16 protein-coding genes are annotated in these 20,348 nt (G+C 58.8%); 13 read left to right on the top strand and 3 right to left on the bottom strand.

The window, feature by feature from the left end; all coding sequences use genetic code 11:
* The 7 genes from G6N80_RS01485 (at position 1) to G6N80_RS01455 (ending at position 7,478) form a co-directional block, all read left to right on the top strand.
* Positions 1-1,497 carry a bifunctional 3-(3-hydroxy-phenyl)propionate/3-hydroxycinnamic acid hydroxylase gene (locus tag G6N80_RS01485; protein WP_246251396.1) on the top strand — a complete coding sequence of 499 codons (1,497 nt, stop codon included), beginning with the start codon at positions 1-3 and terminating at the stop codon, positions 1,495-1,497.
* Positions 1,498-1,538: 41 nt separating this feature from the next.
* Positions 1,539-2,384, top strand: a complete 846-nt coding sequence (locus G6N80_RS01480) for a fumarylacetoacetate hydrolase family protein (protein WP_165130772.1) — start codon at positions 1,539-1,541, stop codon at positions 2,382-2,384.
* 33 nt (positions 2,385-2,417) lie between these two features.
* On the top strand, positions 2,418-3,209 hold the full coding sequence (locus G6N80_RS01475) for an alpha/beta hydrolase (protein WP_165130770.1): 792 nt from the start codon (positions 2,418-2,420) through the stop codon (positions 3,207-3,209).
* A 19-nt stretch (positions 3,210-3,228) separates the two neighbouring features.
* Positions 3,229-4,239 carry a cupin domain-containing protein gene (locus G6N80_RS01470; RefSeq protein WP_165130768.1) on the top strand — a complete coding sequence of 337 codons (1,011 nt, stop codon included), beginning with the start codon at positions 3,229-3,231 and terminating at the stop codon, positions 4,237-4,239.
* Positions 4,240-4,305: 66 nt separating this feature from the next.
* Complete coding sequence (locus tag G6N80_RS01465; RefSeq protein WP_165130766.1) at positions 4,306-5,292, top strand: Bug family tripartite tricarboxylate transporter substrate binding protein; 987 nt, start codon at positions 4,306-4,308, stop codon at positions 5,290-5,292.
* Between the two features lie 33 nt (positions 5,293-5,325).
* The gene (locus tag G6N80_RS01460; RefSeq protein WP_165130764.1) at positions 5,326-5,976 is read left to right on the top strand and encodes a tripartite tricarboxylate transporter TctB family protein; all 651 of its coding nucleotides are present in this window, start codon (positions 5,326-5,328) and stop codon (positions 5,974-5,976) included.
* Positions 5,976-7,478: a tripartite tricarboxylate transporter permease gene (locus tag G6N80_RS01455; protein ID WP_062556858.1), complete on the top strand. Its 1,503-nt coding sequence runs from the start codon at positions 5,976-5,978 to the stop codon at positions 7,476-7,478. Before G6N80_RS01460 ends, G6N80_RS01455 begins: the two co-directional genes overlap by 1 nt.
* 106 nt (positions 7,479-7,584) lie before the next feature.
* Here G6N80_RS01455 and G6N80_RS01450 read toward each other — a convergent pair whose 3' ends face one another.
* Positions 7,585-8,718, bottom strand: coding sequence for an ROK family transcriptional regulator (locus G6N80_RS01450; protein WP_165130762.1), 1,134 nt, complete (start codon positions 8,716-8,718; stop codon positions 7,585-7,587).
* A gap of 264 nt (positions 8,719-8,982) precedes the next feature.
* Here G6N80_RS01450 and G6N80_RS01445 point away from each other — a divergent pair, with 264 nt between their 5' ends.
* The 6 genes from G6N80_RS01445 (at position 8,983) to G6N80_RS01420 (ending at position 14,669) form a co-directional block, all read left to right on the top strand.
* Complete coding sequence (locus G6N80_RS01445; RefSeq protein ID WP_312223067.1) at positions 8,983-10,074, top strand: ABC transporter ATP-binding protein; 1,092 nt, start codon at positions 8,983-8,985, stop codon at positions 10,072-10,074.
* Positions 10,071-10,931, top strand: a complete 861-nt coding sequence (locus tag G6N80_RS01440; RefSeq protein WP_165130760.1) for an ABC transporter permease — start codon at positions 10,071-10,073, stop codon at positions 10,929-10,931. The genes G6N80_RS01445 and G6N80_RS01440 overlap by 4 nt, the downstream gene beginning before the upstream one ends.
* Before the next feature lie 3 nt (positions 10,932-10,934).
* Entirely contained in the window at positions 10,935-11,777 is an 843-nt protein-coding gene (locus tag G6N80_RS01435) for an ABC transporter permease (protein ID WP_165130758.1), read from the top strand.
* 44 nt (positions 11,778-11,821) lie between these two features.
* The gene (locus G6N80_RS01430; protein WP_246251380.1) at positions 11,822-12,943 is read left to right on the top strand and encodes an extracellular solute-binding protein; all 1,122 of its coding nucleotides are present in this window, start codon (positions 11,822-11,824) and stop codon (positions 12,941-12,943) included.
* Between the two features lie 91 nt (positions 12,944-13,034).
* Positions 13,035-13,811 (top strand): glycerophosphodiester phosphodiesterase family protein, encoded by a 777-nt coding sequence (locus tag G6N80_RS01425; RefSeq protein WP_210300860.1) that lies wholly within the window; start codon positions 13,035-13,037, stop codon positions 13,809-13,811.
* Positions 13,812-13,856: 45 nt separating this feature from the next.
* Positions 13,857-14,669 carry an inositol monophosphatase family protein gene (locus G6N80_RS01420; RefSeq protein ID WP_165130756.1) on the top strand — a complete coding sequence of 271 codons (813 nt, stop codon included), beginning with the start codon at positions 13,857-13,859 and terminating at the stop codon, positions 14,667-14,669.
* A 100-nt stretch (positions 14,670-14,769) separates the two neighbouring features.
* Here the strand turns inward: G6N80_RS01420 and G6N80_RS01415 are convergent, their stop codons facing one another.
* Positions 14,770-19,125, bottom strand: a complete 4,356-nt coding sequence (locus G6N80_RS01415; RefSeq protein ID WP_165130754.1) for a cadherin-like beta sandwich domain-containing protein — start codon at positions 19,123-19,125, stop codon at positions 14,770-14,772.
* Positions 19,126-19,526: 401 nt separating this feature from the next.
* Positions 19,527-20,336, bottom strand: a complete 810-nt coding sequence (locus G6N80_RS01410; RefSeq protein WP_165130752.1) for a phage tail protein — start codon at positions 20,334-20,336, stop codon at positions 19,527-19,529.
* Positions 20,337-20,348 lie beyond the last annotated feature (12 nt).

Genomic DNA, 20,348 nt, shown 5'->3' with positions numbered 1-20,348 from the left:
ATGTTGGGTGCGCGCGGTCACTCCACGCTTGTCGTCGACCGACTGACAGACATCTACGACAAGCCGCGCGCCATTGCCATTGACCACGAGATCCTGCGCCACTTTGACAATATGGGCATTGCTGAAGAGGTGATGCCCTACATCGAACCGTTCACAGCGTCCCAGCATTTCGGCGCCAAAGGCCAGCTCATCCGTCGGATCGACATGGTGCCGGAGCCCTACCCGCTCGGCTATACACCAAGCATGGTTTTCACGCAGCCACCCGTCGAGGCGGTTCTGCGCAAGCATGCCGCTGGTTTCGATTGCGTCACCGTTTCGCTGGGCGTCGAGATGATCGACCTCGACAATTGCGAAAACGAGGTCGTGGCAAAGCTGAAGGACGCCTCTGGCAAGGTGCACACGGTTACCGCACGTTATGTAATCGGATGCGACGGGGCCTCCAGCCGCGTACGCGATCTCGCTGGCATAAAACTGGAAGATCTGGTGTTCGATGAGCCATGGCTCGTGATCGATGTGCTCGCCAATGAGGCGGGACTGGCCAAGCTACCCCAGACATCGGCGCAGTTTTGCGATCCTGCCCGGCCTGCCAGCTTCATCATAGGGCCGCAGAACCACCGTCGGTGGGAAATCATGCTGCTTCCAGGGGAAGACCCCCAGCAGATGACGCAGCCGGATAATGTCTGGCGCCTGCTGTCTCCATGGCTTGACGAAGCTGATGGTGAACTTTGGCGCGCCGCCGCCTATCGCTTCCATGCGTTGGTGGCAGACGACTGGAAGAAGGGGCGCATCATGATTGCCGGCGATGCCGCGCATCAGCAGCCGCCCTTCATCGGCCAGGGCATGTGCCAGGGTTTGCGTGATGTCTCCAATCTTATCTGGCGTCTGGATCGTGTTCTGAAGGGTCAATCGGGCGAAACCCTGTTTGCCACCTACACACAGGAGCGCAAGCGCCATGTGCAGACGCTGACCGGCCGGATCAAGACGATTGGACAAGCCATCTGCGAACGGGATCCTCAGGCCGCGGAAGCGCGCGATGCCCGCATCCTCGCAGAAGGCGGCGGCCAGCCGCTTGTCATCACGCGCCAGGAGATCGTTCCCCCGATCGAAGAAGGACTGATCGCGAAAGAAGGCACGCCGGCACGCGGCCTGCTCTTCCCGCAACCGGCGATCATCAGCGATGGCGAAATCAGGCTGCTCGACCAGATCACGGGTCCAACCTGGCGTCTTGTCCTTGATGGTCGGCGCGTCGCGCAGACTGAGGGAGAATCTCTGGCCAAAGAACTCGATGGCCTCGACGTCGTCGCAATCGCTCCGGTCGTCGATGCATCGGCAGACGGTACAATGCTGTGCGAAAAGGACGGCGTACTTGCCAACTGGTTTGATCGCCACGGCGCTGTCGGCGCGATTGTCCGACCCGATCATTACGTCTTTGCAGCCGCCGCCGACCTTGACGGCCTTCGCCAACAGATACGGGACCTTGCCACGCGGCTCGCCTGAAAGCCCGATGTCCTACGTTCCATTTCCAAGGAGTTATCCCTATGAGACTTTCTACCGTGAAGATTGCCGGTCGCACCACCTGGGGCGTTGTTGAAGGCGAAACGTTTCGTGATGCGGGCGCCATCTTGGCAGACCGCTATGCGGATCTGAAAGCGGCAATCACGGCGGGCCTGGCCGGTGTTTCGGAAGCGGCGGCAAAGGCACCCTCGTTCGAATTGTCGCAACTTGAATGGCTGCCGGTCATCCCCAACCCCGACAAGATCCTCTGCGTCGGCCTGAACTACGAAATGCACCGGAAGGAAACCGGTCGCGCCGAAGTGGACAATCCAACCATATTCGGCCGGTTCGCCAACAGCCAGACGGGTCACCTGAAGCCGATCCTGCGTCCGAAGGTTTCGACGGAACTGGATTATGAAGGCGAACTCGCCGTCATCATCGGCAAGCCAGGCCGGTATATCACCCGTGAAGACGCGCTTGGACACATTGCGGGTTTTGCCTGCTACAACGACGGCAGCGTGCGCGACTATCAGCGCCATACGCATCAGTTCACGCCTGGCAAGAACTTCCCCGAGACTGGTGCTTTCGGCCCGTGGATGATGACGCCGGACGAACTCGGACCACTTGATGACCTTCGCATTCAGACCCGATTGAACGGTCAGGTGGTGCAGGACGCGACCTTCAGCCAGATGATCTTCGATATCGCCCGGCAGATCGAATATTGCTCCAGCTTCACGCGTCTTGAAGCCGGTGACGTTATCGCTTCCGGCACCCCTGGTGGCGTCGGTGCAAAGCGTAATCCGCCGCTCTGGATGAAGCCGGGCGACGTCGTCGAGGTTGAGATCGAGCGCCTCGGCATCCTGCGCAACCCGATCGTACAGGAAGCATAAATCTCAGCGCTGATCAGAACCAGGGACCGGCTCATGAAGACGATCGAGTATTCAAGCACCGACGGGCAGGCACTCAAGGCAGATCTGTTTATGCCTGATGAGTCTGGTCCCTTTCCGTTGATTGTTGCGGTACCGGGAGGTGGCTGGATCCGCGGCCATCGTTCGGCGCTGCGGTCCTGGGGCGAGTTATTCGCGAGAAACGGCTTTGCTTTCGCCAGCGTCGACTATCGCCGCGCAAGTGCAGGTGCGCCTGCGTTTCCTGGAAATCTTCAGGACGTCGAAGCGTCTCTGCACCACTTCGCGGCCATGGCATCAACCTATGGCATTGATGGCGAACGCATCGGCATTCTGGGAGCTTCTGCAGGTGGCCATCTGGCAGCACTCGCCAGTCTTTCGTCCATTGATTGCCCGGCGCCAAAGGCGCTTGCAGGGATCTATGGCGTCTATGATCTTATGGCGCACTGGCAGGCGGATCGCGCCATCAATAGCGTGACGGCGCCAGACAAGACCGAACTGCTGCTGGGCGCTTCACCCTTTTCCGAACCGCTGCTTTACCATCAGGCGTCGCCCCTGAGGCAGATCAGCCATCAACGCCGCATGCCGGTCTTCCTGTGCTGGGGCCATCTGGACCGGGAGGTTTCGCCCCAGCAATCGGCCCATTTCGCCGAAACACTTCGTCAGGCGGGATATCCGGTCACCGCACTCGAGCTGCCGGATGCCGCGCATCTCTGGTTCTCCGAAGAAGATCCCGAAATGGCCGGCACCCATTCGGCCCGGCTGGCGGCGCCGCTGCTTCGTTTCTTCGAACGCAGCCTGAAACAGTAGAATTTTGAGGAGAAAATTTATGTCGGGATCACTTCGTACCCTACCGGGAAAATCAGTTGCTTATGTCCTGCGCCAGGGAGAAGGCGACGCATTCAACGTTGCCGGTCAGATTATCACGGTCCTGGCAGGAACCGATGAGACTGCGGGTGGCTATGGAGCGGTCGTCTGCGAAGCAACGCTCGACCGGCAGCCTATCCCGCTTCATTACCATGAGCGAGAATATGACACTTGGTTCTGCACACGAGGCCGACTCCGCATCTGGGCGGAGAACAGCTCCCGTATCCTGACCGAGGGCGATTTCGCATTCGTACCGCCGAACGTGGTTCATGCCTATCAATCGGTTGCTCCGCGCACGCAGTTCTTTGGAATCGTAGCGCCCGGCGGCTGGGAAGGTTTCTTCGAAGGTGCCGGCAGCGTCTGGCTCGAACCGGGACTGCCAGCATCCAATCACCCGTTCGATTTCTCACGCATGGGTCCCGCAATGCAGCGTTTTGGCGTTATGCGTATGCCGGAAGCGGTCTACGCCGAGGTCACCGATGGCAATGAGACAGACCGCCAGTTGCCGCAGCAGCGTCAGTCTTTCGTCCTTCAGTCCGGATATGGACCGCGCCACCGTCTGGCTGGCCATCTTGCCACAACGGTGCTGCCAGCAAGCCTTTGCGATGACAGGATGGAGATCCGCACAATCGAGGCCGGTCTCGGTGCAAGCATGCCGCCAATCCGGCACGCCGAGACGCATGTCAATCTTTACCTTCTGTCAGGCGCATTGTCGCTTGTTCTCGATGGCGAAGCCTATGTGATGGGCGCTGGTGACTTTGCCAACATCCCGGCGGACACGGTTTATTCGACACAGGTCCTCAGCGGGTCGGCCCGCTGGCTTTTGTCATCCGCAAACGGCACCGGCCTCGCCTTCTGGGACAGCCAGGGCGTAGAGACACAGGAATTCACTTTCCAGGCTGCTCGCGATCAGGATTTGCGGCAGATCCTGAGCCCTACGTCAAATCTTGTCGATGTGACGTTGGCGGCCTGATGCGCAGGGCCGCCCGGAGGAGGGCGGCCCTGTACCCGATTTTGATTTGAACCTTGGGAGGTAAGAATGTTCAAAATTTCTAGACGCATGTTCATCGCTGGCGCAGCGGGCGCAGCCCTTGCTGCCCCGACCTTGGCAACGGCAGCGGACTGGCCGCAACGGCCTGTGACCGTCATCGTGCCGCAGGCAGCTGGCAACAGCCCCGACGTGCTGTGCCGCATAATCACCGACAAGCTCTCACGCGCCCTGGGCCAGCAGTTCATCGTTGAAAACCGTCCAGGCGCCGCCAATGTCGTCGGAATGCAGGCGGCAGCGCGCGCCACCAATGACGGATACACCTTCGTCTTCGCAACGTCGGCAGCGTTGGTAACGAACCCCTACACGATCAAGAATCTGTCCTACGATCCGTTGAAAGACTTCGTGCCGGTTGCCATGGTTGCGCGCAGCCATCACATCCTGCTTGTCAATCCGGACGTGAAAGCAAACAGTCTTGCAGAGCTCATCGCCCTCGAAAAGGCTGATCCCGGTTCTCTCAGCATCGCCGTGGATGGGCCGCGTAACATTTCCGGCTTGATCGCGCAGGCTATCAACAAGCAGGCCGGAACCAAGATGGCACTGGTTCCCTACAACACGATCTCGAACGCGGTGCAGGACAGCATCAGTGGTCGTACACCCGTGACCATTCAGTCTGCATCGGTCGTCGAGGCCTTCATCAAGGACGGATCGCTGCGTCCGATTGCAGTCGCCGGCAAGGAGCGGATCGCCACGCTTCCCAATGTGCCAGCCATTGCTGAAACGCTGAAAAACATGGAGCTACAGGGTTGGTTCATGATCATGGCTCCGGCTGGAACGCCGGATGCGATCGTCGAAACCATGAGCAAGGCCGTCGCCAAGGCAATTGCCGAACCAGACGTTCTGGAACGGGCTCCCACGCTCGGCTTCGAGATGGAAAAGGGTGAAAACGTGGCTCCGGCTGGCGCGAAGAAATTTCTAGCAGCCCAGCATGCCTATACCGGTCAGGTCCTGAAGGATCTGGGAATCGAACCGAACTGACATCTTTAGGGCATGACTGCAGGGAGGCTGCGAATGAATGAGATCGAACCCCGTCAGCGGGATGCCGGGCGGGCCATCAAGGCGCCTCAGAACTTTGCCGGCGGGCTGGCTCTGGCCGGTGTCGCCGGCCTGGCGCTGTGGTTGCTGAGTGACCTCAATGCAGGTTCGCTCTCCGAAATGGGTTCGGCGCTTCTGCCCCGTGCCCTGGCCATCGGTGTGGGTAGCCTTGGTCTCATCATCGCTGGTGTCGCCCTCGTGCGTCATGGTTCGGCGATCGAGAAAACGGAGCTTCGCGGCACCGTTTTCGTTCTCCTGTCCATTGGCTTCTTCGCTGCGACCATCAGTTCATGGCGCATTGGCCCGGTCAACGTTCCGGGACTGGGCCTGATGGTATCAGCCCCCTTTGCAATCATAATTGCCGGATTTGCGACGCCAGAGGCACGCCTGCGCGAGCTTCTGGCGCTGGCATTCGGATTGACGCCGGTCTGCATGCTGATGTTTGGAGATCTGCTGAACTTGCCGATCCCGATCCTGCCGGCCTTTCTCATCGACAGCCTTCCCGAGGGCTGGTCGCAAAAACTGGTGCTGCGGGTCACAGCCGCTGTGATGCTTTGCATCTCCGCAGGCTTGTTCGCTACAGAGAGGCATCTCTCAAATTCGACGGTTGATGGAAAGCAGGACTGATGGATACGCTTGTTTCAAACCTGTCGCTGGGATTTTCGGTCGCGCTTGGCCTGCAAAACCTGGCGCTTGCTTTCCTTGGCTGCCTTGTAGGAACGCTGATCGGCGTTCTTCCGGGTGTTGGCCCTGTCGCAACCATTGCCATGCTTCTGCCAATTACGTTCAGCCTTGATCCGACTGGCGCGCTGATCATGCTCGCCGGCATCTACTACGGAGCGCAATATGGTGGTTCGACGACTGCCATTCTGGTGAACATTCCCGGTGAAGCAACATCTGTCGTTACCGCCCTTGATGGTCATGCCATGGCTCGTCGGGGTCGGGCCGGAGCGGCTTTGGGCATCGCGGCACTTGGCTCCTTCTTCGCCGGCACCGTTGCAACGATCTTCATTGCAGCACTCGGTGCCCCGCTGACACGCGTCGCTCTTCTGTTCGGACCGACCGAATACTTCGCGCTGATGGTCATGGGCCTCGTGTTCGCCGTCGTTCTGGCGGGCGGCTCGATCATCAAGGCGATTGCCATGATCATGCTTGGCCTGCTGCTTTCCACGGTTGGCACCGATCTGGAAACAGGCGACCAGCGCATGACCTTCGGCCAACCCTTCCTATGGGATGGGATCGATTTCGCCGTGCTGGCAATGGGTGTGTTCGGTGTATCGGAAATTCTGCGCAATCTCGGCCAACCGGAAGAGCGCGATGTCGTGCGGGGAGCAATCGGCAGGCTGCTGCCAAACCGGGAGGAACTACGCCAGTCGATCGCGCCGGTTTTGCGCGGAACGCTTTTGGGATCCGCCTTCGGCATTCTGCCCGGGAACGGCGCAATTCTGGCTCCCTTCGCGTCGTACGCGATGGAAAAGAAGCTTTCGAAAGACCCCTCTCGCTTCGGCAAGGGTGCCGTCGAAGGTGTGGCAGGGCCAGAGTCGGCAAACAACGCCGGTGCCCAGACATCTTTCATCCCGCTTCTGACGCTCGGCATTCCCGCCAATGCCGTCATGGCGTTGATGGTCGGCGCGATGACCATCCATGGCATTATTCCAGGTCCACAGGTCATGACGGGCAAACCCTCACTTTTCTGGGGTATGATTGCTTCGATGTGGATCGGCAACCTGATGTTGCTCATCATCAATCTGCCGCTGGTCGGCGTCTGGGTGAAGCTGCTCAAGGTGCCATACCGGTTGCTATTCCCGGCCATCCTCGTCTTCTGCTGTATCGGCATCTACTCGATCAACTCACAGGCGACGGATGTCCTTCTGATCGGCCTCTTCGGTTTCGTGGGCTATCTGCTGACCCGGTTCGGCTTCGAGCCAGCACCCATGCTGCTCGGTTTCGTGCTTGGCAAACTTCTGGAAGAAAACCTGCGCAGGGCGCTCATCCTGTCACGCGGCTCCCTGTCCACCTTCGTAACCGAGCCCATCAGCGCCGGACTCATCATCCTGTCTGCCCTTTTGCTGATCGTTGCAATCATTCCGAATATCCGCAGAGGTCGTGACGAAGTGTTTGCGGAGTAGCAGGCAGGGACACCCGCTTTGGTCTCTCTGTGATCATGCGCATCATTTTTGCGACGAGGGCCGTCGTTCTCGAAACGACGGTCTTTCAGGGGAACAACACACATCTTCACGGCTTTGGAAGCGACCAGGCAAAATACTGATCCATCAGCGGAATGAGCGCTGCGCCCAGAATTGCGGGATCCGATTGAATGGGGCTTAGCAGCCGGTGCGGATAAGGGGCTTCCAGACCATATCGCGGCTTTGTGGACGAAGGGGGGATGGCAATCAGCATTTCACCCAGGGCGGGTGGAAGTTCACCACCGAAGACAATCGCCTCTGGATCGATGACAGCGCGCAGCATGTCGATCGCCCTGTTGAGTGTGGGCGCAACCTCCTCGACCCATTCGGAAACCTGCGGCCAGGTCGGGTCGAAGCGTTGTCGCAACTCACGAATATTCGCGATCGCGATGCCTGAACGATCGAGCCGCTTGAGCAATTCGCCAAGAGCCGGCCGCGAAGGTCCCTCCTCCAGAGTGAAGACCCGGCTAAGTTCCCCTGCGTTACCGAAAGCGCCGAAGAATGGCTTGCCGTCCAGAACGATGCCTCCACCAAAACCGTAGTTGAAGGAAAGGTAGCCAAAGGTAGAAAAGTTTCGGCCTGCGCCAACGGCAGACTCCCCTATAGCGCCTGTCGTACCGTTGTTTTCGGTCCAGACCGGAAGATCGAAGAGCGTTTCCAGTTCCTTGCGTAGATCTACCAGCGACCAGTCACGCAGGAGTTCCGGCGCATTGAAATATCGCTCGGGGCCAATAAAGAAACCCGCCATGGAAAATCCTATGCCAGCGAGCTTGTCCTGCATAACTCCCCGCTCCGCCAGAACCGCGCGCAGCCGTTCTTTCAAAACGAAGAGCGTATCACGCCTGTTGGTCGGCGCGACCTCCAGCATTTCCTCGTAAACGATACGGCAGGCAAAATCGCACAATCCGAACGCTATGCTGTCGGTATTGACGGAAATGCCGATCGTAAAACGTGCTTCAGCGTTCAGCTTAAGCGAAGGGCTCGGCTTGCCGCGCCCGTGAATGACCGGATCGCCCAGGGTGAGCAGTCCCATCTCCAGAAGCTGATCGATGATTCTGTGCACCGAAGGCTGTGTGAGATTGGTGGCAGGCGCAACGGCAGACCGCAGAATATTGGGTGCCCTGCGCACGATCTCGAGAATCATTCGCTCGTTTCCCGAGAGATCGCTCACCTTCTCAGACATCTCAGCCTTTACCTCTCAGTCCGGACATACAACCCCTAGAGGCTTTTAACGCCCTCGGCAATACGTACACGGTGCTCCTATAAAAATTATGCAATAAACATAAAAACATAAGGTCACAACCTGTGTTCTCTACCATTCAAAGAGCTTTTTACCGATGATGCCGCTATTTACAACAGTCAAAAACCTGTCATAAATATTATACACAAAGCATGATAAATCAAGCTCAACGTCAGAATTGAGCTCGTCTACAGGGAGGGTAACACCGTGGCACAAGCGTCGACCGCTTTGTCCGTTCGCAGCGCAAGTCTGCGTTACGGCACATTCCAGGCCTTGAGCGAAGTCAGTTTCGAAGCATCGCAAGGACATTTGGTTACGCTGCTGGGCCCTTCCGGCTGCGGCAAGACGACACTTCTGAAAGCAATTGCCGGCTTCATTCCGCTTGATGGCGGGACGATTGAGATCAAAGGTCAGAACATGCAGGACGTGCCGCCAGAAAAGCGCGACACGGCCATGTGCTTTCAGTCCTATGCTCTCTTCCCGCATCTGACAGTTGCCGACAACATCGGGTTCGGGCTTCGCCAGCGCAGGCTTGGCGCACAGGACATTGCCGCGCGGGTTGCCGCAGTCGCAGAGCAGGTCGGCCTGTCCTCGCAACTGGCCAAGCTGCCGGGGCAACTTTCCGGCGGGCAGCAGCAACGCGTGGCGCTTGCGCGCGCCATGGCAGTCCGCCCGGGGGTCATGCTCTTCGATGAGCCGCTGTCCAACCTCGATGCGAAGCTGCGGGATCATGTGCGCATGGAGATACGGGCGCTGCAGCGCGAGCACGGGTTCACCGCCGTCTACGTCACCCACGATCAGGCAGAAGCGCTTGCCATGTCCGATCTCGTCATCGTCATGCGGGCGGGCGTCATCGAGCAGATGGGACGTCCGGAAGACATATATCGCAACCCCGCCAACCGCTTCGTGGCAGATTTCATCGGCACGGCCAACATCATGCCGCTGCGTATTCTGGACGTTGATCGCACCCAGGGCGAATACAAGGTCAGTTGCCCCCTGGGCGAAGCAGTTGTCCGTTCGGACACCCCGCCGGTCTCAGATCATGTCTATGCCTGCTGGCGACCGGAGGACGCGCACGTCACGAAGCCCACTGCAGACGCACAGAACCGCTTTGACGTCAAAGTCACCACCCGTACCTTCCTGGGAAGCCAATGCGACTTTTCCGTCCATCCGCTTGGTGACGCGACAAGCCGCTATCGCATTCAGACCCACGGGTTTGCTCCTGTTTCCGAAGGTGAGACCATCGGCGTCGTGATTGCGCCTGATGCCATCCGATTTCTCGCCGAGGCTGTCCGATGAAACGGCAGCGTATCACTCCCTACCTTCTCTTGCTTCCCGGGCTTTTTCCCATCGTCGCCTTCATGTCACTCGTGGTGGGAATGGCCGTGTCGCAGTCGATCGGATATTTCAATTTCGCGGGTGATGACCGTTTCTCGCTGGAATTCTGGGAAGGCATGCTGTCGCAAAGCCAGTTCTGGCGCGTGTTCTGGTACTCGGCGCGTATCGCGATCCTGAGTTCTCTGATCTCGGTCATGCTCGCTTATCCGGTGGCGCTGTGGCTCAGGCGCCCCTTTCCAGGCTCCGATCTGATCAGCGCCATGATCAAGGCGCCGCTCCTCGTCCACGGTCTGGTGGCCGCCTTCCTGTTCGTCAACTTCATTTCCTTTCAGGGTTTCCTGAATGTCGCACTGGTCAAGCTCGGCCTCATCGACCGGCCAATCCGGATGCAGAACGACAGCTATGCCATTGGCGTGGTGATCTTGCAGGTCTGGAAGAACATGCCCCTGGCGTTTCTCGTCGTCACCGGCTCCGTTCGCTCAATCGGTGACGACATTCTGGATGCAGCCCGGGATCTGGGTGCAGGAAGTCTTGCACGACTTCGGCGGGTCATCTTGCCGCTGACGCTGCGTGCCTTGCAGGCGGCGCTCATTCTGATCTTTATCGGCGCAGCAGGCGACTGGTCATTCCAGGTGGTGGCGGGGCCGACCAATATTCAGTCCATGGCGCAGTTCATGCACCGCGTTCAGTCCGACAATGCAGCGCATGGGTGGAATGAGGCGGCGGTCGTGGCCGTCATGCTGATGGCACTCTCGCTTTTCGGCTCACTCATCCTTGCAGGCCTGATGCAACTTCTTGTTCGTCGGATGGGGAGATAATCAATGACCACACCCTCCCGCTCAACACCCTTCTGGCAGCGTCAACTGCTCATCCTGCTTGCCCTCGCCGTCTTCTTCGTCGCCCTGGTTCTTCCCTTCTGCATGGCAGTTCTTTGGTCTCTGGTGGACCCATCAACCCCATGGGCCTATCCTGCCGTGCTTCCGCCGGTACTTTCCTTGCGCCGCTGGGTGGAAATCTGGGCGACGAGCGCACTGCCGCAAGCGATGTACAATAGCTACACGCTGGCGGCGTGCGTCTCATTCCTGACCCTGCTGCTGGCCACGCCAACAGCCTATGCCTTTGGCCGCATGGAGTTTCCCGGCAAGGCGGCTGCGCAGATGCTGACACTGGTCCCGTTGGTTCTGCCCGGCTTTGTCAGCGCCATCTTTTTCTCGGCGCTGCTGATCGAGCTTGGCCTCTATTCGCGATTTCTCGGAATCCTGATCGGCCATACGGTGGGCCTGCTGCCCTATGCTATCCGACTGCTCAGCGTGTCCTTCTCGATGGTGCGGCAGGACCTTATCGATGCGGCCCGCGATCTGGGTGCATCTCGTGTTACCGTCTTCCGTACGGCCTATCTGCCGGTCCTGAAGCCGGGGCTCCTGGCTGCGCTAATCATCGTTTTCATCCTGTCCATAGAAGAGTTCGCCATCTCCTACATCGTCGGCGCACCGGATTTCACCACGGTCCCAACCATTCTCTACTCCTATCTCGGCTACAACTTCATCCGGCCCAATGCTGCGGCCGTTTCCCTGATCCTCGTCGTCCCCAACGTACTCCTGATGCTGATCGCCGAACGGCTTCTCAAAAGCGCGGACCCCGCAGTCGTGACCGGCAAGGGATGATGTCGATGTTTCTGTTCACTCACGAAAACCAAGGAATTGATGCCATGCTTAGAAAAGTAGCATTTCTTGCGCTCGCAACCGTTCTGCCGCTGGCCGGCATCCAGACTGAGGCGGCCGCCAAGGACCTTACCCAGATGAGTTGGGACGAGATCGTGGCCCAGGCAAAGAAAGAAGGGCAGATCAACTGGTTCCACTGGTACTCGCAGCCTGCCATGCGCGAGCAAGTAAAGACCTTCGAGGCCCAGTACGGCATCAAGGTCACCATTCCAGATGGTGACGCCAAGACCAATATCGACAAGATGCTCGCCGAACGCAGCCGTGCTCAGGGAGACATCGACGTCATCTCGCTCGGCGGCTCGACACCGCAGAATTTCAAGGCAGAGGAACTTCTGTTCGGACCTCTGAAGCCCTTGCTGCCGGAAGGTGCCAAGCTTCGCTACGTCATGGAAGGTACGGACAACAAGGGCTATGCGCCTGCATTCTGGGGTAACCAGACAGCCATTGCCTACAATCCGGCCCGGGTTTCGCAGTCCGAACTGCCGCATACGCTGGACGAATTCGTGGCCTTCATGAAAAAGAATCCGGGAGAACTGGGCTTCAACGTGGAAAATGGCGGTTCTGGCCCGGCCCTCATCGAGAGCATCACGCGCGCTGTCGTAACCGATATCGACTATTCGCAAGGCGCGTCCACGCCGGAAAAAATCGCCAAACTGGCACCGGCCTGGAAGTGGTTCAAGGACAACCGTCAGGGTTACATCATTACCGCGTCGAATGCGGACAGCATTACGCGTCTCAATGGGGGCGAGTTCAAGATCATTGCCGCCTGGGAGGACCAACTGGCAGCGCTTCAGCGCAAGGGCGAGATCTCCAAGGATATCAAGATGTACATACCGTCCTTTGGCTTTCCCGGCGGTGGCAACGTCATCGCCATTCCGGCCAATGCAAAAAACAAGGCCGCTGCACTCGTGCTGATCAATTGGCTGACCAGTGCAAAGACACAGACCGAATTCGCCAAGTCCTTCGGTATTGCGCCACAGCATCCCGAAGCCGATAGCGCCGTCGCCCTGATCCCGGCAGCCGATCGCAAATACTCGACCGTTTGGGCGGCCAAACCTTTCGGCGATGAGATCAAGAAGGGTTTCATCAACCAGGTGACCCAGAACTGAGTGCATCGATGCCTCAGGCGCCGCGGTTGGCCCGATCGCGGCGCACCCTCTCATTTTCTATCAATCAAAAAGAAAGAATTGACACGTGTATCTGACAGACCCGAGACCTGACGCAACCATCGCCCGTCGTGACGTAGCCGTTCCGGATGCCTTGATCGCACATCGCGGCGCTCCGCTTCTGGCGCCCGAAAACACCATTCCAGCAATTCGCGCCGCTGCCGCAAAAGGGGCGCGTTGGGTGGAGATCGATGTCAAGCTCACCCGTGACATGCAACCGGTCATCATTCATGACGATCGCGTTGACCGGACCACCAACGGAACCGGCTTTGTGGGGAACATGACCCTTGAAGAGATACGGGCACTGGATGCTGGCGCCTATTTCGCACCGGAATTCGCCGGCACCAAGGTTCCAACGCTGGAAGAACTGGTGGAGACCGTGCTTGATCTCGGTATCAATCTCCAGCTGGAATTGAAGCCGACACCCGGCGATGACATTGAGACTGCGGAAGTCGCTCTTGCGTTGATGAAGGATCTTTGGCCTGCCAACCACGAAGGACTGTTCCTTGCCAGCTTTTCCATCCGCTCCATTCATGCAGCGGCCCGGCTCATGCCGAACGTTCCGCGGGCTTACGCCGTGGTCATCCCACCAAAGAAGCCAAAGGCACTTCTTGAAGAGACGCAATGCCAGATCCTCCATCTGCAACGAGACTTCCTTCCAGAGGATTCGTTGAAGATCCTGGCCGATAGTGGCATCGAATTTGCCGTCGCCACTATCAATGAGCCGGACGTGGCACAGCATTTCTTCGATTGCGGCGCGCAGACGATCCTGTCCGACATTCCGGATCTCTTTGCACAAAAGTCCGCTTAATCAGTCCAAACAGGTATGGGACTGTTCGGCAGTCCGGAGGCCGTTATGAGCAGCACTACTCTCGACGAGCGCGAAAACGCCCTTCACGGCATCATCCGGGATGCCGGACTAGTAGCGCTTGATTGCTATCGCAAACGGCGTGCGGGCGAGTTCAGCCTCAAGGGCCGCCAGGATTTCCTGACAGAGGCCGACGGTCTCGTTGAGGCACGCGTGTTTGCGCAGTTGAGAGCTCGTTTCCCGGAGGATAGCCTGCTCGGTGAGGAAACCGGCGGCGGATCGGGCGGCTCCAGATTATGGGTCGTCGATCCGATCGATGGGACAGCGAACTTTGCTCGTGGGATCGATCATTTCTGCGTGGCTATCGCCTATGTGGAGGACGGTCAAACCGAACTGGCAGCGACCTATAATCCCGTTACCGGCGAACTTTATACGGCGCGGCGGGGACGCGGCGCGGCAAAGAATGGTGTCCCACTAAGGGTTGCAGCGACATCCACGCTGGAAACCGCCAGCATAGAACTCGGTTGGTCGCACCATACGCCCGAGGGTGAGTATATCTCGCTTTTCACCGCTGTCTTTTCCGGAGGCGCCTCTGTTCGTCGTGGCGCATCCGGGGCTCTTGCCCTAGCCTGGGTTGCGGAAGGCCGCACCGATGGTTACGTCGAATACTTCATGAATGCTTGGGATTGTCTCGGCGGCCTCCTGATGGTGCGGGAGGCTGGCGGCTGTACCGGAACATTTCCCGTCACGTCAGCGGATCTTGTCATGGGCGGCCCCGTGCTTGCGGCCGCTCCCGGCGTAGCGGGCCATCTGGCCGAAGTGACTGGTCTTCCTCTCATGACCAGGGAAAATTCGACCTGATCGAACTTTCCTGTGACCTCGATCTTTGTCGATCAAGGATTTACAGCACGGACATCTGGTTCGACTCCGTGTTGAAAGTCGAACCCGGTAGAACTGCGCGCTAGAACCTACCACCGATCCGCGCGCGGGCGCCGGGTGACCTCTCGCCATCATTGTCAATATTGAAAAGCAGATCGAAATCGAGCGTCCAGGCGGCCTCTGCATTCAAAGAGAGACCCGCTGAAACCTGCCCGAACGCGCCCGAACCGTCGAGCCCGGAATAGCCCCCGGTGACCCCGATCCTTGGCGTCAGAACCATTCCGTTCTCCAGATGAATATCCCTCGACAGGTCTGCACCAAGGCTCACCCGCAACTGTTCGGTCGTGAAACCCTTGATGTCCAGCCTATCGCCCTGAGCATTGTTGACGGCATAATCCTTTACCGTTTCAGACAGATAAACCGCGCGCAGTTTCGGAACCAGAACAGTGTCAGCGTCCAGCCGCCATTCACCGTTGATGGAGCTATCGAACAGCCAGCGACTGGTATCGAAATCGCCGTCCCAGAACTCGGTCTCGATATCATTTACCGATCCGCCGTAGAGAACATTGGCATTCCAGAAAACGCCCTTGGCGATTTCCATTGAGGCGTAAGGCCCTGCCAGCCAGCCGTTTCCGGTCAGTTCGGCGTCTTTGTCAGTGGGGTCCGTCATCCGGTCATAGTGGAAGGATAGACCCAGCAGCAGTTTGTCCGTGACGAGATAATCTGCTCCGGTGGAGATCATGGCGAAGCTTCCCCAACGATCACCGTTCTGCTCGCGATTATGGGCCATGAAGGTGCCGTCGATCCAGATATTGAACGGGGAAAGAGATCCACCGGAACCGCGGGTTCCTTTGCTGCCTGCCGACTCCATCTGCACAAGGCTGGTGGAGAAACCCAAGGTCACGCCGCTGGCCGAAGGCTGTATGCGCGTCGTCACAGGGTCTTTGGCCGTCTCCAACCGCCGGCGCTTCATCAGGTCTGGCACCTTGATCGTTGAGGCGAGGAGGTTTTGTCGGGCTCGAACGAAATCCTCAACAAGACCATTTATCTCGTCGGTGACCTTCTTCTTGTCGAAAGCGATTGTGTAGGTCACCGTTCCGGTATTCGATACCCCGAGCGCGCTCGTCAACCGGAAGCCCACCCTCACCTGACCCGCATAGCTGGGGTTTGGGGTGAACTGAAGGTACCAGCCAACGGGCGTCGTCGTCGTCGCCTGGGCGAACTGGCCGCGGATAATTGTTGCTGTGCCAGCGTTCGGCGGTTCGACAAAAGTTTTCTCCGCCGTAACGAAAGGACCGCCCGTCGCTCCCCGGTGAAGCGGAACGTCAGCGGGCGTCGATCCCGCCTGAACCTCGATCTGCTTGTCGGTCACCGTCACGCTTCGCGGCGCCACCTTCAGGCTATAGGAACCGCTTCCGAGGTTACCCGTGCTATCGCGAGCCTGGAGAACGAAGCTGTAGTCTCCCTCCGATCCGATTTCGAGCGGACCTGTCAGTTCGCCTGTTGAAAGGTTCAGGCTCATCCCCTTCGGCAAGGTGCCCGATACCAGGCTGAAGGTCGTTGCTCCGACGCCGCCCGTCGCCGTAATTGGCTGGCTATATTGTTCGCCTGCCATGCCTTTCGCCAGCTCGCCTCCGTTCGGTGAAAGCTTGATGGCGGCTGCGACAATCGCGAGGCTATAGGTTCCCGACGCGGTGATCCTGTCCGCATCCGTTACCGTCACGGTAAAACTCGCATTCGCCGCTGCCGTCGGCGTACCAGACAGGGCACCATTACTCGAAAGGCTCAAGCCTGTGGGTAACGTCCCACTGACTGCGAAGCTGTAGGGCGCCTTGCCGCCTGTGGCACTAAACCCCTGGCTATAAGGTGTTCCGACTATCCCGGAGGACAGAGACCCTGCCCCTGGCGACAGGATGATCTGTCCCTCGATCAAAAGCGTGTAGACGGCGCTGCCCGTCGTGCCGTCCGCGTCTTTCGCGGTGACGGTAAAGCTGCTTTCGCCCGCCACCATGGGTATTCCGGTGATGGCTCCGGCGGCCGATAAAGTCAGTCCCGCAGGCAGCGATCCGGTCACAGAAAATGTGTAGGGACCAGAGGCTGATGTTCCTCCGGTTGCAGAAATGTTTTGGCTATAGGTTTGCCCGATGTTGCCGGAAGCCAGCGCACCGCCCTGCGGTATCAGAGTCACAGGCGCCGCCCGTGTCACCGTTACCGTATAGGTCTTCGTCGTCGTGCCATCCTGCGCCGTCACCACCGTGGTGATCGTGTTCGTGCCGACGCTGAGGCTGATCGAACCCGAGGCCGTGCCGGAAGTCACCGTCGTGCCATTGACCTTCACCGTCGCGGTGGCATCGCTCACGATCGGCGTTACTGTCACAGAGGTCACGCCATTGGCCACCGAGGCGGTGTAGCTCGTCGTACCGCTCGCAAAACTTGGCGAAAGCGTGCCGGACGACAGCGAGAGGTTCGAAAGGTTTGCATCCGTCGAGACCGCCGCCGCCCGTGTTACCGTCACCGTATAGGTCTTGGTCGTCGAACCATCCTGCGCCGTCACAACCGTGGTGATCGTGTTCGTGCCGACGCTGAGGTTGATGGTGCCTGACGCCGTGCCAGACGTGACCGTCGTGCCGTTGACCTTCACCGTCGCCGTCGCATCGCTCACCGTCGGCGTCACCGTAATCGTGCTCACGCCATTGGCCACCGAGGCGGTATAGCTCGTCGTACCGCTGGCAAAGCTCGGTGACAGTGTACCGGAGGACAACGAGAGGTTAGCGAGATTCGCATCCGTCGAGACAGCCGCCGCACGCGTCACCGTTACCGTATAGGTCTTCGTCGTCGTGCCATCCTGCGCCGTCACAACCGTGGTGATCGTGTTGGTGCCGACGCTGAGGTTGATCGAGCCTGACGCCGTACCGGAAGTCACCGTCGTGCCATTGACTGCGACCGTCGCGGTCGCGTCGCTGACCGTCGGCGTGACCGTAATCGTGCTCACGCCATTGGCGACAGAGGCCGTGTAGCTCATCGTGCCACTCGCGAAACTTGGCGAAAGCGTGCCGGATGACAGCGAGAGGTTGGCGAGGTTAGCATCCGTCGAGACCGCCGCCGCCCGCGTCACCGTCACCGTATAGGTCTTGGTCGTCGTGCTGTCCTGCGCCGTCACAACCGTGGTGATCGTGTTCGTGCCGACGCTGAGGTTGATGGTGCCTGACGCCGTGCCAGACGTGACCGTCGTGCCGTTGACCTTCACCGTCGCCGTCGCATCGCTCACCGTCGGCGTCACCGTAATCGTGCTCACGCCATTGGCGACAGAGGCGGTATAGCTCGTCGTGCCGCTCGCGAAACTTGGCGAAAGCGTGCCGGATGACAGCGAGAGGTTGGCGAGGTTAGCATCCGTCGAGACCGCCGCCGCCCGCGTCACCGTCACCGTATAGGTCTTGGTCGTCGTGCTGTCCTGCGCCGTCACAACCGTGGTGATCGTGTTCGTGCCGACGCTGAGGTTGATGGTGCCTGACGCCGTGCCAGACGTGACCGTCGTGCCGTTGACCTTCACCGTCGCGGTCGCATCGCTCACCGTCGGCGTCACCGTAATCGTGCTCACGCCATTGGCGACAGAGGCGGTATAGCTCGTCGTGCCGCTCGCGAAACTTGGCGAAAGCGTGCCGGATGACAGCGAGAGGTTGGCGAGGTTAGTATCCGTCGAGACCGCCGCCGCCCGCGTCACCGTCACCGTATAGGTCTTGGTCGTCGTGCTGTCCTGCGCCGTCACAACCGTGGTGATCGTGTTCGTGCCGACGCTGAGGTTGATGGAGCCCGAGGCCGTGCCGGAAGTCACCGTCGTGCCGTTCACCTTCACAGTTGCGGTCGCGTCGCTGACCGTCGGCGTCACCGTAATCGTGCTCACGCCATTGGCCACCGAGGCGGTATAGCTCGTCGTACCGCTGGCAAAGCTCGGTGACAGTGTACCGGAGGACAACGAGAGGTTCGAAAGGTTGGCATTTGTCGATGCGGTAGCGGCACTGCAAGAGGCGGTCATCGTGATAGAGGCGCCGGAGGTCTCGTTACCATTCCGCTCGGTACCGATCTCGAGATTGACGGTCTCATTCACTGTCAGAGTGTAGGAACCGGATTGTGAGAAGGAGCCGACATTCCGGGTTCGCGCTCCGGCAAGTGAGGCAAAATTTCCATCGTAAACGCTATATTGGGCTTCAGTATCATTCGTCGGGTCCGCAGTAGCATTCGCCTGCCATGTGACTTTTTCACCAGCCAGAAGTGGGTAGTCACTGTTGAAATTAGCCGAACTACCAGAGGAGATGTCTCCAACTGTGAATGTTCGGCCACTTCCAAAATCGGTATTGAGCTGCTGACAGGCAGTCGAAAGCGCCGCCGCGGCATGCGTAGCGGTCAGCAATATCGCTGCGAGAACAAGGCAAAGCCGCATCAATAACGGCAACACACGTTGAAGCGAGGCAGACATCGCTGGGAAACGATTGAATACTGCAGTTGGTCCCGGTTGGCTGGTTGATTCACCCGCTACTTCCGCTCTGCAGTAAAATCCTTTAACGGCGGGCTTCGCCCCGCCCAATCTGCCTTGCATGCCTGTTCCCTCTGGCCGGGACGTTGTCACGTCACACGAGTGTCTCGCCAGAGACGCTACAGATCTGCAGCAATGGTTTTCGCGCAATTCTACTGCGCGAAAACCATCAGCAGGAAGCCGGGGACGCTTCCACTAATTTAGCACTAACTACAACTAAAACGTGCTCTGGCACGAATCTTCTTGCCATGGTTCAGGTGTATTAACAATACACTTGCAACCTTGATTCACTCAATTATCACGCGAGGTCATGGGCGATCCGGCCAGAGACCATTCACCATTATGCAGTAGTTCATGGCCAAGGAGGGAGATTGATTGCTAAAGGTTGCTCCATTGCCCGTATTACCGACGGCAACTGATCCACCCGTTATACCGGATTGGTAGGTGAAGCTCGTCGCGCCCGTACCCGGCGTACCTGTCAGTTGCACCTGTAACCCGCTGAGCGGTATGTCAGCCGAGGTGCTGGTTGAAGGTACATAGATATTGGCCGCCCCTCCCCCTGTGCCACCCTTGCCAAGATAGGAATTTGCGTTCAACGCAGCGGCACCGACCTCATCCTTTGCGTTTAACGTTGCTGTTACACCCAGAGTGCCAGGCGTTGCCGGAATGTTGACAGTCTGCTGCCCTCCTCCGGTCCCTGTGAAGACTGCCTGGTGATTATGCGGCGGCAGGTTGGCAACAGTGAGGGCTGTGGATGGCACGCCAGACTGGCTGGCGAAAACCTGCTGTGGCAGGCCGGGACCTGTGCCGGAATTGACGATCGCTCGTCCACGCAGATCTGGAAGCGCGAAGGTATTCGTCGTCTGGCTGCCGCCATACTGGTAGCTGATCAACGCGAAGAGCGCCTGATAAGTGCCCACTGGTACGGTTCGTCCATCCGCCGGAAGCCAGTTCGAAGGGCAGTAATTGAAGCTGAACGCGCAGACGGTACCGATATAGCTTTCCGGCCCGCAGGCGTGTGCCGGTGTGGGCAATCCCGTTACAAACAGACCACCCGAGATGGCAAGGGCGGCTGCAAAGCAGGATCTGCTGGCCAAATTGAGAAAAGCAGATTTCATTCAAATATCCTC

The sequence above is a fragment of the Rhizobium rhizoryzae genome (assembly GCF_011046895.1).
Classification (GTDB): Bacteria; Pseudomonadota; Alphaproteobacteria; order Rhizobiales; family Rhizobiaceae; genus Neorhizobium; species Neorhizobium rhizoryzae.
Note: the sequence above shows the minus strand (reverse complement) of the source record. Positions and strands in the feature narration are given on the sequence as shown.